Consider the following 14,075-nt stretch of genomic DNA (forward strand, 5'->3'; position numbering starts at 1 on the left):
GGCATGTACAGGTGTAGCCTCTGGAAGGTTGCGTCCAGGCTGGTGCACCGCGGGAAGGACGACCGTGCATATCGTGATCATGGGATGCGGCCGCGTCGGCTCGACGCTGGCGCAGATCCTGGAGGACAGCGGGCACTCCGTGGCCGTCATCGACCGGGACCCCGCCGCGTTCCGGCGGCTGCGTTCCGGATTCCGGGGCCGCCGGGTGACGGGCATCGGCTTCGACCGCGACGTCCTGTCCGACGCCGGGATCGAGGGGGCATCCGCGTTCGTGGCGGTGTCCAGCGGCGACAACTCCAACATCATCTCGGCGCGTGTCGCCCGGGAGACGTTCGGGGTGGAGAACGTCGTGGCCCGCATCTACGACCAGCGCCGGGCCGAGGTCTACCAGCGCCTCGGCATCCCGACCGTGGCGACCGTGCGCTGGACCGCCGACCAGATCCTGCGCCGGGTGCTGCCCGAGGGGGCCGAGCCGCTGTGGCGCGACCCCACCGGGTCGGTCGTGCTGGCCGAGGTCCCGGTGGACCCGGGCTGGATCGGCACCAAGATCTGCAAGCTGGAGCGGGCCGCCCGCACCCGGATCGCGTTCGTGAACCGGCTCGGCGAGGCGCTGGTGCCCGAGCCCGACACCGTCGTGCAAGAGGGCGACATCGTGCACGTCATGGCCCGGGAGGCCGACATGCGGCGGGTCAACGAGGTGCTGTCCCACAAGCCCGAGGAGGAGGACTGATGCGCGTCGCGATCGCCGGCGCCGGGGCCGTGGGCCGTTCCATCGCCGCCGAGCTGCTGGAGAACGGCCACGAGGTCCTGCTGATCGACAAGGACCCGCGCGCCATCAAGATCGACACGGTGCCCCGGGCGGAGTGGCTGCTCGCCGACGCGTGCGAGATCTCCTCCCTGGACGAGGCGGGCCTGGCCAACTGCCACGTGGTCGTGGCCGCCTCCGGGGACGACAAGGTCAACCTGGTCGTGTCGCTGCTGGCCAAGACCGAGTACGGCGTGCCGCGCGTGGTCGCCCGCACGAACCACCCCAAGAACGAGTGGCTCTTCAACGAGTCCTGGGGCGTGGACGTGGCGGTCTCCACCCCGCGCCTGCTGTCGGCCCTGGTCGAGGAGGCCGTCTCGGTCGGCGACCTGGTCCGGCTGATGACGTTCCGCCAGGGCGAGGCCAACCTCGTCGAGCTGACCCTCCCCGAGGACGCCCCGGTGGTGGGCAAGCGCTCCGGCTCGGTCCCGTGGCCCGCCGACACCGCCCTGGTGGCCATCCTGCGCGAGGGCCGGGTCCTGGTCCCCTCCGCCGACGACCCGCTGGAGGCCGGCGACGAGCTCCTCTTCGTCGCCAACCAGGAGGTCGAGGACGAGCTGGCCCGCCTGCTCTCCCCCCACTAGCCGCGTCCCCGTCAGAGCGCCGGCCACGTTCCCGCGTGGCCGGCGCTCCGCGTTCCGCCCGGGTACGCCCCCCTTCGCCTCGCCCACGTACGGCGGGCCGCCCGCGCCTTCGCGTCGCCCGGTACGGCGGGGCCCGCCCGGCGCCGCCGTTCTCAGCGGGGGCGGCGGGCGGCGCCCGCGGCGAGGAGGGGCGGGCGGGACACGACGACCCCGAGCGCGGCGGCGAGCAGGCCGGGGGTGGGCCGGGCGTGCCAGATGACGCCGTGCCGGGTCAGGGCGGGCCCCTGCCGTTCGATGATCGCCAGGAGCTGGTCCACCACGGGGAGGAACGGGTGGAAGATCGCCCGGGCCTCGGGGCCGGCCCGGGCGTGGTCGGCACGGGCGGCGGCCAGGGAGGCGCGGGCCTTGCGGCAGGCGTGGGCGAGCAGGGCCCGGACGCCGGGGGTGTCGCGGCCCGACTCCAGGTCCGCCCGGGCGACGCCGTAGTGCAGGCGGTCGGACTGGGGGATGGTCATCTTGCCGTGGCGCAGATCGGCGGACAGGTCGGCGAGGTCGTCCAGGCGCTGGATCGCGTCGGTGAACGACCGGACCAGCGGCTCGTCCCGGGTCCCGGCGGAGGCCCCGAGGCCGGCCAGCCAGAGCCGGATGGTGGGCACCGCGACGCGTTCGACGTAGTCGTGGTGGTCCTGGTCGGTGACGTACTCGGCGACCCACGCCTGCCCGGCCTGCCCCGCGAGGTAGAGGTGCACGTCCAGGTGAGGAACCCGGCGGACGGCCAGGGTGTGCAGGAACGCGCGCAGCAGGGGGTCCCCGGCGCGGCCGGTGAGCAGCCCCCGGCGCACCTCGGCGGCCCAGGCGGGGAACCGCGCCCCGGGGCAGGGCCGGTCCAGGTCGTCCACCAGGCCGTCCCCGAACAGGGTGGCCGTGACGGCGGCCAGCAGGTGCGGCTGCGACGCCGGCGGCACCAGCAGGCGCCCGCACACGTGGAGCGCGGGGTAGTGGCGGGCCATCCACCAGGCCGCCGCGGCGTAGTCGGAGCGCAGCCCGGGATCGGCGATCCCGGCCAGGTCCAGCGCGCGGTTCCAGCCCGCGATCATCGGCCCTGCGCGGCGTGGCACGCGCACGGCCCCCCGGCGGACGCGCCCGGGCAGGCGGGGGCGCCGCTCGCGAGCAGCCGGGTGTGCGCGTACCGCGCCGTGTCCAGGAGGCCGCTGACGAGGCTGGCCCCCAGATGGGTCGCGATCGCCGCGGGCAGCCTGCCCAGGTCGAGCAGGGAGAGCGCGCCCACGCCGGGGGAGGCGCCGTGACCGGCGAGGAGATCCGGGTAGACGTCGTGGCCCGCTCCGGCCGCGGCCCCCGCCGCCGGCGCGCCGCCGTTCACGGCCGCCGCCGGGGCCGTGAACGCCGCCGGGGCCGTGCCCGCCGGCGTCGCCCCCTCCGCCTGGGTGGCGCCCGCCCGGGGGGCGGGACCGGGCGTGATGGCGCCGAAGCGGCGGTGGCGCCGCCGGAAGAGGTCGAGCGCGTGCCGGAAGTGCTCGGCGCGGAAGTCCGGCCACAGCACGTCGAGGAAGACGAGCTCGGCGTAGGCGCAGTGCCACAGCAGGAAGTTCGACAGGCGGTGCTCGCCGCCGGAGCGGATGAGCAGGTCGACGTCCGGCAGCCCGGGCAGCCGCATGTGGCGGGGGAACGTCTCGGCGGTGATGTCGTCGCCGATGGCCTCGCTCCCGGCCAGCGCCCGGACGCCGTGGACGATGTCGTCCCGGCCGCCGTAGTTGAACGCGACGACGAGCTGCAGCCTGTCGTTGTCGCTGGTCAGGTCCTCCGCCCTGCGGACGTTCCGGATGACCTGCTCGGGGATGCGCGGATCGTCGCCGCCCAGCACCCGGACGCGCACCCCGTCCCGGTGCAGCCGCTGGAGGTTGCTGTCGACCATCTGCTGGCTGAGGAAGCGCAGCAGGAACGACACCTCGTCGTCCGGGCGGGACCAGTTCTCGGTGGAGAAGGCGAAGAGCGTCAGCCACTCGACGCCCTCGGCGAGCGCGGTCTCCAGGGCCGCCCGGACCGCGGTCTCGCTGGCCAGGTGGCCGTGGCTCCGGGCCAGCCCCCGGTGCTCCGCCCACCGCCCGTTGCCGTCCATGATGCAGGCGACGTGCCGAGGAACTGCCTGCGATGCCATTGACACCCCCGCGTTCTGACCGACTCTCTGACTCCTGACTACCAAACCCCGGTGCGGGCCGCCCGCCGCTTTGCCCAGTCCACGTCGTCGGGGGATCACGGCATTACCGCACGTCAGGGGAACGGATGCCGCGGCGCCGGGGCCCTGGGATGAGACCGGCATCCACCGATCGGTTGACCCGGGCGGGACCGGCGGGGCGATGTGGCGGGCACGCCCCCGGCGGGATGCTCGATCCATGGCGATCATCGAGGTCACGGACCTGACCAAGAAGTACGGCGGCCGCCCGGTCGTGGACGGGGTGTCCTTCCACGTCGACGAGGGCGAGATCTTCGGCATCCTCGGCCCGAACGGCGCCGGCAAGACCACCACCGTGGAGTGCGTGGAAGGGCTGCGCCGCCCCGACGCGGGGCACGTCCGGGTGCTCGGCGCGGACCCGCACGGCCCGGGCGCCGCCGAGCTGCGGCAGGGCATCGGGGTGCAGCTCCAGCGGGCCGAGCTGCCCGACCACATCACGGTCCGCGAGGCGCTGGGCCTGTACGCCTCCTTCTACCGCGGGCCCGCCGACCCCGACGAGCTGGTGACCCGCTGGGGGCTGGCCGAGAAGCGGGACTCCCGCTACTCCACCCTGTCCGGCGGGCAGAAGCAGCGGCTGTTCATCGCGCTCGCCCTGGTCGGCAACCCGAGGGTGGCCTTCCTCGACGAGCTGACCACCGGGCTCGACCCGCAGGCCCGCCGCGCCACCTGGCGGCTCGTCAAGGACGTCCGCGACGCGGGCGTCACGGTCGTGCTCGTCAGCCACTTCATGGACGAGGTCGAGGAGCTGTGCGACCGGGTGGCCATCCTCGAACGGGGCCGGATCACCGCCCTGGACACCCCCTCGGGCCTCATCGAACGCGCCGGCGGCGCGCAGCGGCTCCGCTTCCGCCCCCTCGCCCCGCTGGACGACTCCCTGATCTCCGGCCTGCCCGGCGTGACGGGCGTCAGCCGTACCGGGGGGCAGGTGGAGGTCACCGGCAACGGCGACTTCGCCTCGGAGGTCACCACCGCGCTCGCCCGCAACCACATCCTCGTCAGCGACCTGCGCCTGGAGCGCGCCGGGCTCGACGAGGCGTACGTCACCCTGACCGGCTCGACCCTCGACACGGAGGACGCCAAGTGATCGCGCTCACGCTGATGGAGACCAGGCTCATGATCCGCGAGAAGGCGGCACTGCTGATCGTGATCCTGCTGCCGGCCGCGCTGCTCGTCGGATTCGGGCTGTCGAGTGACGGGACGGTCGATCCGAAGCTGGGCCAGACGATGGCGGGGTTCATCGCCGCGATCGGCCTCGGGATCGCCCTGGCCGTGATCGGGTTCACGATCGTGCCGGCCACGCTGGCGACCTACCGGGAGCGCGGCATGCTCCGCCGCCTCGCCGTCACCCCGGCCCGGCCGCACTGGCTGCTGGTCGCCCAGCTCGTGGTCAACACCGCGCTCGCCCTGGTCGCGACGGCGGTCCTGCTGATCCTCGGCCGGGTCGGGTTCGGGGTCCCGCTGCCGGTCAGCCCGGGCTGGTTCGCGCTGGCCTTCGTGCTCACCCTGGCCGCGCTGTTCGCGATCGGCCTGCTCATCGCGGCCGTCGCCCGTACGGGCAAGACCGGGCAGGGCATCGGGATGGCGGTGTTCTTCCCGAGCATGTTCTTCGCGGGGGTGTACGTGCCGGTGGAGTTCCTGCCGCGCCCGCTCCAGGTGGCCGGCGACTTCACCCCGCTCGGGGCCGGGCTGCACGCGCTGCGCGACTCCTGGACGGGCGAGACCCCCACCCTCCTGCACCTGCTCGTGCTGTCGGCCTGGGCGGTCGTCGCGGGTACCCTGGCGGCACGCTTCTTCAGGTGGGAGTAGGCATGACCGAGGCGAGGGCCGGCGGCGAGACCGACGTCTGGGAACGGCGCGAGACGCTCGTGACGATCCGGATCATCCCCTACGTCTCGCTCGCCGGTTCCGTCGTGTTCGCCCTGGCGGAGGGCAGGGCGGAGCGGTGGCAGATCCTGGTCTTCGCCGCGGTCTCGGCCGCCTGGATGTACGCCGGGGTGAGCTTCCGGCCCCGGTGGGAGCGGCCCCCCGCGGTGCGGGTCGCCTACCACATCGGGCTGGTGGCCCTCATCGGCGTCCAGGTGGCCGCCCTGTCGCCGGTCTACGGCTTCTTCGCCTTCGCCGGGGTGCTGCACTCGACGCTGCTCCCCGGCCACGCGCGGTTCGCCGGGGTCTTCGCCACCTCGCTGTTCACGTCGCTGTCCCAGATCGGCGGGGAGCTCTCGCCCGCCATGATCCTCCCCTACCTGGCGATCCTGGCCGTCAACACGGGCATCGCGTCCACCCTGCTGTTCATCGCCGGGCGGGCCGCCGAGCAGAGCGCCTCCCGCAAGGCGATGATCGCCAAGCTGGCCGAGGCGAACGAGCGGCTGGAGACGCTCATGGCGGAGAACACCGGCCTGCAGGCCCAGTTGCTCACCCAGGCCAGGGAGGCCGGGGTCGCCGCCGAGCGGCAGCGGATGGCGCGCGAGATCCACGACACCCTGGCCCAGGGCCTGACCGGCGTCGTCACCCAGCTCCAGGCCGCCGTGCAGGCGCGCCACGACGAGGCGGGGTGGCGGCGGCACGTGGACAACGCGACCGCGCTGGCGCGTGAGAGCCTGGCCGAGGCCCGCCGGTCCGTGCGGGCCGTACGGCCGGAGGCGCTGGAGCGGGCGCGGCTGCCCGAGGCGGTCGCCGGGGAGGCGCGCACCTGGTCGGAGCGCACGGGCGTGCCCGTCGAGGTCGTCACCACCGGCGACGCCCGCCCCCTGCATCCGGAGGTCGAGATCACCCTGCTGCGGGCCGCCCAGGAGGCCCTGGCCAACGTCGCCAAGCACGCCGCGGCCTCGCGGGTGGGGCTGACGCTCTCGTACATGGAGGACATCGTGACGCTCGACGTCCGCGACGACGGCGTCGGCTTCGACCCGCGCGAGACCCGGGAGGAGGCCGCCGGGGTCGCCGGGGGCTACGGCCTGCTCGCCATGCGGCAGCGGGTCGCCCGCCTGGCCGGGCGGCTGGAGGTCGAGTCCGAGCCGGGCGGGGGGACGGCCGTGTCGGCCAGCGTGCCCGCCATCCCGTCCACGCCCGCCGAGCCCGCGGGAATCTCCGGGCCGCCGGCCGGGGATCCCGGGCCCGCGCCCGGGGCGGGGGCGGAACCGGCGACGGAACCGGTGGCGGAGCCGGTGACGGATCCGGAGGCCGGGTCGGACTCGGCGCCCGCCGTGCGCGCCGGGGCGTCCGGGGCGGCGTCGTGATCCGCCTGCTGATCGCCGACGACCACCCCGTCGTCCGGGACGGGCTGCGCGGCATGTTCGCCGGGGAGCCGGGGTTCGAGGTGGTCGGGGAGGCCGCCGACGGGGCCCAGGCGCTCGCCCTGGCCGCGGAGCTGCGTCCCGACGTGATCCTGATGGACCTGCGCATGCCGGTGATGGACGGCGTCACCGCCATCACCCGCCTCGCGGAGTCCGGCGACCCGGCCCGGGTCCTCGTGCTGACCACCTACGACACCGACAGCGACGTGCTGCCCGCGATCGAGGCGGGCGCCACCGGCTACCTTCTCAAGGACGCCCAGCCGGCCGAGCTGTTCCACGCGGTGCGGGCCGCCGCGCGGGGCGAGTCCGTGCTCGCCCCCGCCGTCGCCACCCTGCTCATGGGCCGGCTGCGCGCCCCCGCCCCCGATCCGCGCGAACGGCTCAGCGAGCGCGAGCTGGAGGTGCTGCGCCTGATCGCGCGGGGCGCCACCAACCGGGAGGCCGCCCGCCGCCTGTTCATCAGCGAGGCCACGGTCAAGACGCACCTGCTGCACGTCTACGCCAAGCTCGGGGTCGGCGACCGGGCCGCCGCGGTGGCCGCCGCCTACGACCGCGGCCTCCTGGGCTCCTGACCGGTCGCGGCCCGGCCTGACCCGCCGGGCTCAGGCCGTACTCAGGCCGTACTCAGGCCGTGCGGTGCGGGCCGCCGGGCTCAGGCCGTACGGCGGGCGCAGGCCGCGCGGGCGGGGAGGGTCACTTGGCGGCCGCCTGGGCGGGGGTGCGGCCGCGGGCGAGGACCCAGACCATGGCGGCGAACGCGGCCACCTGGAGCGGCCAGCCGAGGGCGATCTTGGCGATGCCCAGGGCGGTGACCTCCTTGGCGAGGTACAGCGGGAGCTGGACGACCACGCGCAGGACGCAGGGCAGGACGAGCAGCCAGGTCAGCCGGCTGCACAGCTTGACCACGCCTGGATCGGACCGCCAGCCCGTCGGGTCGCCGGTGACCGAGCCGATCAGGAAGCCGACGATCGGCCAGCGCACGGCGATCGACAAGATCATGCCCGCGGCGTAGGCGCTGTTGTAGTAGATGCCCGGCAGGAACGCGTCGGCGGCGTTGCCCGAGCGCAGCGCGAAGAACGCGGCGATGCCGATGCCGATGAGGCTGTTGAAGACGAACTGGATCGTGGAGCGCTGCACGAGGCGGACGACCAGCAGCACGAGGGCCGATCCGACGCCGAGGACCAGGGAGAGCCTGAGGTTCTCCGTCGCCAGCCACGAGCCGGTGAACGCGATCGTGGGCACGGCGCCCTCCAGCGCGCCGCGCTTGCCGCCGAACGCCTTGGAGAGCTGGGCGCGGACGGCGGCCTCGACCGTGTCGTAGGCCGTCGGGGGCGGGGCCGTGGACTCGGCCGGGGTCACGCGCCACCCGCCGGGCGCAGCTCATAGCGGGGGTTGAACATCACCTTGCGGCCGTCCTGCACGCTCACGAGCCCCTCCGCGGTCAGCATGCGGCCGGGCTCGATGCCGGCGATCTTGCGGCGGCCGAGCCAGACCAGCTCGACCACGTCGGAACCGTCGTACAACTCGGCCTCCAGTGCGGGAGCGCCCCCGCGAGGGCGAAGCGTGACCGTTCGTAGCGTACCGGCTACACACGCCCGGCGGCGCCCACCGCACGCCGCGATCGGCGTGGCGCCCGCGCGGTCGGTGTCTTCCTGGAGTTCCTCGGCTTCCAGGTCGTCCTGACTGGTCGTCAGCCGCCGGAAGAAATCTCGCAAGCCGCCGCGTTTGGCGGGCTCTGCCGACTGAGCACTCATGATGCCCCCAGCCTAGGCCATCCGTGGGTAAATGCCGCCTAAGGGACATTACCCGCTGCGATCACGCCGGTGGAGCGGCGCGCCCGGCCTTTCTCGACTTCCCCGGCCCGGCCGTACGGCGTTCCGCCCCCTTACCGGAACCCTTACCCGGCCGCGTTCGTGGCATTCGGCCCGGGCGCTCCCCTGACCGCGCACCCCTGACCGCGCCGCCGACAACGCCGCACAACGCCGCGACCGCGCCGCGAGCGCGGCCGGGCGGCCCGGTCACCGGGTCCCCGGCCGCCCCGCCATCCGGCCGCCCGTTCGCCGCCCGCGCGCCGCCGGGGTCAGCGGATCTCGGTGATCTCCGGGCCGCGCTCGAAGGGGTTGAGGTCCTCGAACTTGGCCTGCTCCTGCTCGGCGGCGGCCTGGGCCTGCTCCATCGCCTTGCGCGCGTCCGGCGGCAGCCGCAGCTCGATCAGCTCCTTGGGCGGCATCGGCGTGTCCCCGCGCACCACGACCACGTCGCGGAACACGTCCTCCACGCCCTCGGCCGCCTCCGGGGAGGCCGCGCCCTGGCCGCTGATGGCCCCGCGCAGGAACCAGCGGGGCCCGTCCACGCCGATGAACCGCACCGGCTGCTCGGCCACCTGGCCCTCGCCCGCGTCCACCGGCACCCGGGCCACGACCTCGCGCCCGAACGGCCCCTCGACCTCCTCGAAGGCCGCGCCCGCCGACCGCAGCTCCTCGGACAGCTCCCGGCGCACCTCGTCCCAGATGCCGCTGCGCTTGGGCGCGGCGAACGCCTGCACCTGCAGGGCCGTCTGGTCCTGGATCACCGTCACCCCGACGACCTGGTCCTCGGCCATGTTGACCTGGACCTCATGGCCCTCCCCGATGGGCACCCGGAGCCCGCCGAGGTCCACCCGGTCGCGCTCGGGGTAGTCGTCCCCCTCGTCCCAGGGGCCGCTCCCCCGGCCGGCCCCCTCGCCGGCCGGCCCCGCGGCCGCCTCCGGGGACCGCTCGTCCGTCCGCTCCTCGGTCGCGGCGGGAACCTCCGCCGCGCTCGCCTCGTCCCGCCGGCGCCGTCGGAACACCGCGTCACGCTCCTAATATCCCGTTCATCGTCCTGCCCCGCCGTGCGGCCGGGCCTGGTCCCTCATCCCGCCCGCGGCCCGGCGTCACCGCCCGCCGCGCGCGGGTACGGCCGCGCGCCCGCCCCCGGCTCGGGGCCGGGCCGCCCGCCGTACCCCCATCATCCCCCGAGAGCGGCCCCGGCCCGGGGCACCCCGCCGCCGCCTCGCCGGGCGGGCCGCGGCGGGCCGCCGGGACGGCCGGGGCTAGGAGCCGGTGAAGCCGCCGGTGGAGCCGTGGCCGCCCGCGCCGCGCGCCGAGCCGGGGAGGCGCCCGGCCTCGTGGAAGACCGCCTTCTCCACCTTCTGGATCACGAGCTGGGCGATGCGGTCGCCGCGGCTGAGCCGCACGGTCTCCTTGGCGTCGGTGTTCAGCAGGATGACCTTGATCTCCCCACGGTATCCGGCGTCCACGGTCCCGGGCGCGTTCACCACGGTGAGGCCGAAGCGCGCGGCCAGGCCGGAGCGGGGGTGCACGAAGGCGGCGTACCCGTCGGGCAGCGCGATCGCGATCCCGGTGCCCACCAGCGCGCGCTCGCCGGGCGCCAGCTCGACGTCCTCGGCGGTGACGATGTCCGCGCCCGCGTCGCCGGGGTGGGCGTACGACGGGAGCGGCAGCTCCGGGTCGAGCCGCTGGATGAGCACGTCGACGGGGGGCATCAGGGGTTCACCTCGAACTCGTGGCCGGAGACGTCCCCGTGCTCGACGAAGTGGTCGATCGTCACCTCGATGAACAGCGCCGCGGCGCGCACGGCGACGGGGCCGTCGGGCGCGCCCATCCGCGCCTCCCCCTCAAGGTATGCCTTCCGCCCCGAGATCCCCGTGCACCACGCCTTGACGAACAGCCGCGTCCCCACGGGGACGGGCCTCAGGAAGTCGGTCTCCAGCCGTCCCGTGACGTACGGCTTGCGCAGCAGCCAGATCGAGGAGCCCAGCGCCTCGTCCATCGCGGCCGCGAGCACGCCGCCGTGGGCCAGGCCGGGCGCGCCCTGGTGGTTCTCCCCCACGGTGAACTGCGCGGTGACGGTCAGGCCGTCGGGCGAGCTGGCCTCGAAGTGCAGGCCGGTGGGGTGGTCGGGCCCGCACCCGAAGCAGCGAGAGTAGTGGGGGCCGAGCGGCTGGCCGGGGCCGGGCGCGTCGGGATGCGTCTCCGGCGGGACCGCTCCGGGGGGCGGGGTGGTAACTGTCGAACGTGTCACGACGGCAGACCTTACCCGCCGGTACACACGTGCCCGCCGGTGCCCCTTCCGGGCGGGGCGGGTCGGGGGGCCGCGGGAGGGTCCTGCGGGCGGAGGGGGCGTCGTCGGCCCCTCCGCCGGCCGTTGGCGGACCCGGGTGGACCGGGGCGGCTCAGATGAGGCCGAGGGCGAGCATGGCGTCCGCGACGCGGCGGAAGCCGTCGATGTTGGCGCCGGCGACGTAGTCACCCGGCATGCCGTACTCGTCGGCGGTCTCCAGGCAGCGGCGGTGGATGTCGCCCATGATCTCCTGGAGGCGGCGCTCGGACGCCTCGAACGTCCAGGCGTCCCTGGCGGCGTTCTGCTGCATCTCCAGGGCGCTGGTCGCGACGCCGCCCGCGTTGGCGGCCTTGCCCGGCGCGTAGGCGACGCCGGCCTCCTGGAAGACGCGGACGCCCTCGGGGGTGGTCGGCATGTTGGCGCCCTCGCCCACCGCGACGCAGCCGCCCCGCACCAGCCGGGCCGCGGTCTCGCCGTCGATCTCGTTCTGGGTCGCGGAGGGCATGGCCACCTCGCAGGGGACCTCCCACACGCCGCGGCCCGGCACGAAGACGGCGTCGCCGCCCCGCCGCTCGGCGTAGGCGGCCAGGCGCAGCCGCTCGACCTGCTTGACCCGCTTGAGCAGGTCGAGGTCGATGCCCTTCTCGTCCAGGACGTATCCGGAGGAGTCGGAGCAGGCGACGACGCGGCCGCCGAGCTGGTGGACCTTCTCGATCGTGTAGATCGCGACGTTGCCGGACCCGGACACCACCACGCGCCGGCCCTCGAAGGACGTGCCGCGCGCCCGGAGCATCTCGTCCACGAAGAAGGCGCAGCCGTACCCGGTGGCCTCGGTGCGGACCTGCGCGCCGCCGTAGATGAGCCCCTTGCCGGTGATCACGCCGGACTCGTACCGGTTGGTGATGCGCTTGTACTGCCCGAACAGGTAGCCGATCTCGCGCCCGCCGACGCCGATGTCCCCGGCGGGCACGTCGGTGTACTCGCCGATGTGACGGTAGAGCTCGGTCATGAAGCTCTGGCAGAACCGCATGACCTCGCCGTCGGAGCGGCCCTTGGGATCGAAGTCCGAGCCGCCCTTGCCGCCGCCGATCGGCAGGCCGGTCAGGCCGTTCTTGAAGATCTGCTCGAAGCCGAGGAACTTCACGATGCCGAGGTAGACGGAGGGGTGGAAGCGCAGCCCGCCCTTGTACGGCCCGAGCGCGCTGTTGAACTCGACCCGGAAACCGCGGTTGACCTGGACCTCGCCCCGGTCGTCCACCCAGGGCACCCGGAAGATGATCTGCCGCTCGGGCTCGCAGATCCGCTCGATGATCTTGTTCTCGGCGTACTCCGGGTGCCTGTCGAGCGCCGGGCCGATGCTCTCCAGGACCTCGCGCACGGCCTGGTGGAACTCGTGCTCCCCGGGGTTCCGGCTCAGCACGTTCTGGTAAACCGGCTGGAGTTTGGTGTGCAGTGTCACATTTCCCCTTGCGATCAGAGATCTGTACCGTCCCTGACCTTATGGGGTGAGAGATGGCGGCTCGTCCGCGAGGTCCCGGCCGTTCCCGCCGGTCCCCGCCCCGGCGGGCGCGCGGGGCGGGCGGGGCGGCCGGCGGGCCGTACGGCGTCAGCGGGCGGAGTCGGCCGGGGCCGCGCCGGAGGCCGGGGCCGCGCCCGCCGCCGGGGCACCGTCCGTCCCCGCGCCGCCCGATCCCGGGTCGCCCGGCCCCTGGTCGCCGGTCCCGGGGCCGCCGGGGGCGGGGCCGGAACCGGGCGGGCCGGGCTCCGGCGGGTCCGCGGCCCTCTCCCAGGGGGGCGGCTCGGGGACCGGGGGCAGCTCGGGCCGGTCGGCCTTGAGCTCGGGGATGGCGCGGTAGACGACGGCGGCGATGGGGACGGCCACGGCGGCGCCCGCGACCCCCGCGAGGATGCCGCCGACCGCCAGCACCAGGATGATCGCCAGCGGGTGGAACTTGACGGCGCGGCCGACGACCAGCGGCTGCAGGACGTGGTTCTCGAGCTGCTGCTCGACGATCAGGATGCCCAGGAACACCACCGCGAGCAGCCAGCCCTTGGCGCCGAAGGTGACGAGCGTGGCCAGGCCGCCGGCGAACAGGATGCCGACCACCGGGATGAAGCTGGCCAGGAAGATCAGCACGGCGAGCGGCGCCCACAGCGGCACGCCCATGATCGCCAGGACGAGGCCGATGATGAACCCGTGGATCGCGGCGACGATCACGGTCCCCTGGACGTACTGCGACAGGGTGTGCCAGGCGGCACGCCCGGCCCGGTCCACGCGCGGCGCGGTCCCGCCGAACGCGCCCAGGAACCAGGACCAGATCCGGTCGCCGTCCTTGAGCAGGAAGAAGGCCACGAACAGGATCAGCACGATCGCGGCCAGCACCTCGATCGCGACGGTGGCGCCGGTGACGACCGTGCCGGTGATGGCGCTGCGCTGCTGGTTGATCTGGTCGGTGAGCTCGGAGACCATCTGCGCGAGCTGGGACTCCTTGAGCCCGATCGGCCCGGTCACCAGCCAGGTCTGGATCTCCTCGGCCGTGCGCTTCACCTGGTCGGCGAGCTTGGGGAACTCCTCGTTGGCCCGCACGCCCACCATGACGCCGGTGCCCACGAGGATCGCGAACGCGGCCAGCATCGTCAGCCACGTCGCCGACATGGAGTTGAGCCCGAGCGCGGACAGCCGCGCCTTCATGGGGTACAGCAGCGCGGTGAGCAGCAGCGCGACCGCGCAGGGCAGGGCCACGAACTGCAGCCGCGCCACGATCTGGACGAGGAAGTAGAGCACGGCCCCGATCAGGATCAGCCGCCACGACCACGCGGCCACGGTCGCCAGGGCCGGGGGCACCGGGGGTGAACCTCTGCCACCTCGTGTATTACTCACCTTTCCAGCCTGTCACGCGGTTCCGCCCGGCGCGCGCCCATTTCCCGCGATCTCGCCCACACCCGGGCCCCGCCTCCTCCCCGCGCCTCCTCACCCCGCCTCCTCCCGGCGCCGGTCACGCGGCGGCGGGTCACACCCGGTGACCGTGAGCGGCGTGACC

At 74.5% G+C, this 14,075-nt stretch carries 15 protein-coding genes; 6 read left to right on the top strand and 9 right to left on the bottom strand.

Annotation, left to right across the window (positions count from 1 at the left end; translation table 11 throughout):
- Positions 1 to 64: 64 nt before the first annotated feature.
- Both D5H75_RS07170 and D5H75_RS07175 read left to right on the top strand, forming a co-directional pair.
- Positions 65 to 730, top strand: a complete 666-nt coding sequence (locus tag D5H75_RS07170) for a potassium channel family protein (protein WP_119925538.1) — start codon at positions 65 to 67, stop codon at positions 728 to 730.
- Complete coding sequence (locus D5H75_RS07175) at positions 730 to 1,389, top strand: potassium channel family protein (protein ID WP_119925539.1); 660 nt, start codon at positions 730 to 732, stop codon at positions 1,387 to 1,389. Before D5H75_RS07170 ends, D5H75_RS07175 begins: the two co-directional genes overlap by 1 nt.
- A 152-nt stretch (positions 1,390 to 1,541) precedes the next feature.
- On the opposite strand, the gene D5H75_RS07180 is transcribed toward D5H75_RS07175, so the two are convergent.
- Positions 1,542 to 2,486 (bottom strand): squalene/phytoene synthase family protein, encoded by a 945-nt coding sequence (locus D5H75_RS07180; protein ID WP_119925540.1) that lies wholly within the window; start codon positions 2,484 to 2,486, stop codon positions 1,542 to 1,544.
- Positions 2,483 to 3,565 carry a polyprenyl diphosphate synthase gene (gene uppS, locus D5H75_RS07185; RefSeq protein WP_119925541.1) on the bottom strand — a complete coding sequence of 361 codons (1,083 nt, stop codon included), beginning with the start codon at positions 3,563 to 3,565 and terminating at the stop codon, positions 2,483 to 2,485. Before uppS ends, D5H75_RS07180 begins: the two co-directional genes overlap by 4 nt.
- A 235-nt stretch (positions 3,566 to 3,800) precedes the next feature.
- On the opposite strand from uppS, the gene D5H75_RS07190 reads away from it, so the two are divergent.
- The 4 genes from D5H75_RS07190 to D5H75_RS07205 are packed head-to-tail and all read left to right on the top strand — an operon-like array spanning position 3,801 to position 7,502.
- A complete protein-coding gene (locus tag D5H75_RS07190; protein ID WP_119925542.1) occupies positions 3,801 to 4,724 on the top strand; it encodes an ABC transporter ATP-binding protein in 924 nt (307 codons plus the stop codon).
- Positions 4,721 to 5,446 (top strand): ABC transporter permease, encoded by a 726-nt coding sequence (locus tag D5H75_RS07195; RefSeq protein WP_119925543.1) that lies wholly within the window; start codon positions 4,721 to 4,723, stop codon positions 5,444 to 5,446. Before D5H75_RS07190 ends, D5H75_RS07195 begins: the two co-directional genes overlap by 4 nt.
- A gap of 2 nt (positions 5,447 to 5,448) precedes the next feature.
- On the top strand, positions 5,449 to 6,873 hold the full coding sequence (locus tag D5H75_RS07200; protein ID WP_119925544.1) for a sensor histidine kinase: 1,425 nt from the start codon (positions 5,449 to 5,451) through the stop codon (positions 6,871 to 6,873).
- Positions 6,870 to 7,502, top strand: a complete 633-nt coding sequence (locus tag D5H75_RS07205) for a response regulator (RefSeq protein ID WP_119925545.1) — start codon at positions 6,870 to 6,872, stop codon at positions 7,500 to 7,502. The genes D5H75_RS07200 and D5H75_RS07205 overlap by 4 nt, the downstream gene beginning before the upstream one ends.
- Positions 7,503 to 7,623: 121 nt before the next feature.
- Here D5H75_RS07205 and D5H75_RS07210 read toward each other — a convergent pair whose 3' ends face one another.
- The 7 genes from D5H75_RS07210 to D5H75_RS07240 all read right to left on the bottom strand — a co-directional run bounded on the left by D5H75_RS07210 (position 7,624) and on the right by D5H75_RS07240 (position 13,879).
- Positions 7,624 to 8,289 (bottom strand): DUF3159 domain-containing protein, encoded by a 666-nt coding sequence (locus tag D5H75_RS07210; RefSeq protein ID WP_119925546.1) that lies wholly within the window; start codon positions 8,287 to 8,289, stop codon positions 7,624 to 7,626.
- A complete protein-coding gene (locus D5H75_RS07215; protein WP_119925547.1) occupies positions 8,286 to 8,684 on the bottom strand; it encodes an OB-fold nucleic acid binding domain-containing protein in 399 nt (132 codons plus the stop codon). The genes D5H75_RS07210 and D5H75_RS07215 overlap by 4 nt, the downstream gene beginning before the upstream one ends.
- Positions 8,685 to 9,010: 326 nt before the next feature.
- Positions 9,011 to 9,760: a DUF3710 domain-containing protein gene (locus tag D5H75_RS07220; RefSeq protein WP_119925548.1), complete on the bottom strand. Its 750-nt coding sequence runs from the start codon at positions 9,758 to 9,760 to the stop codon at positions 9,011 to 9,013.
- A 243-nt stretch (positions 9,761 to 10,003) separates the two neighbouring features.
- The gene (gene dut / locus D5H75_RS07225; RefSeq protein WP_119925549.1) at positions 10,004 to 10,456 is read right to left on the bottom strand and encodes a dUTP diphosphatase; all 453 of its coding nucleotides are present in this window, start codon (positions 10,454 to 10,456) and stop codon (positions 10,004 to 10,006) included.
- Positions 10,456 to 10,995 carry a PaaI family thioesterase gene (locus tag D5H75_RS07230; RefSeq protein ID WP_119925550.1) on the bottom strand — a complete coding sequence of 180 codons (540 nt, stop codon included), beginning with the start codon at positions 10,993 to 10,995 and terminating at the stop codon, positions 10,456 to 10,458. Before D5H75_RS07230 ends, dut begins: the two co-directional genes overlap by 1 nt.
- A 151-nt stretch (positions 10,996 to 11,146) precedes the next feature.
- Positions 11,147 to 12,493, bottom strand: a complete 1,347-nt coding sequence (gene gdhA / locus D5H75_RS07235) for an NADP-specific glutamate dehydrogenase (RefSeq protein WP_119925551.1) — start codon at positions 12,491 to 12,493, stop codon at positions 11,147 to 11,149.
- A gap of 147 nt (positions 12,494 to 12,640) precedes the next feature.
- Positions 12,641 to 13,879: an AI-2E family transporter gene (locus D5H75_RS07240; RefSeq protein WP_202637907.1), complete on the bottom strand. Its 1,239-nt coding sequence runs from the start codon at positions 13,877 to 13,879 to the stop codon at positions 12,641 to 12,643.
- Positions 13,880 to 14,075: the final 196 nt, after the last annotated feature.

Origin of the sequence: Bailinhaonella thermotolerans, assembly GCF_003594875.1 — a bacterium.
GTDB lineage: Bacteria > Actinomycetota > Actinomycetes > Streptosporangiales > Streptosporangiaceae > Bailinhaonella > Bailinhaonella thermotolerans.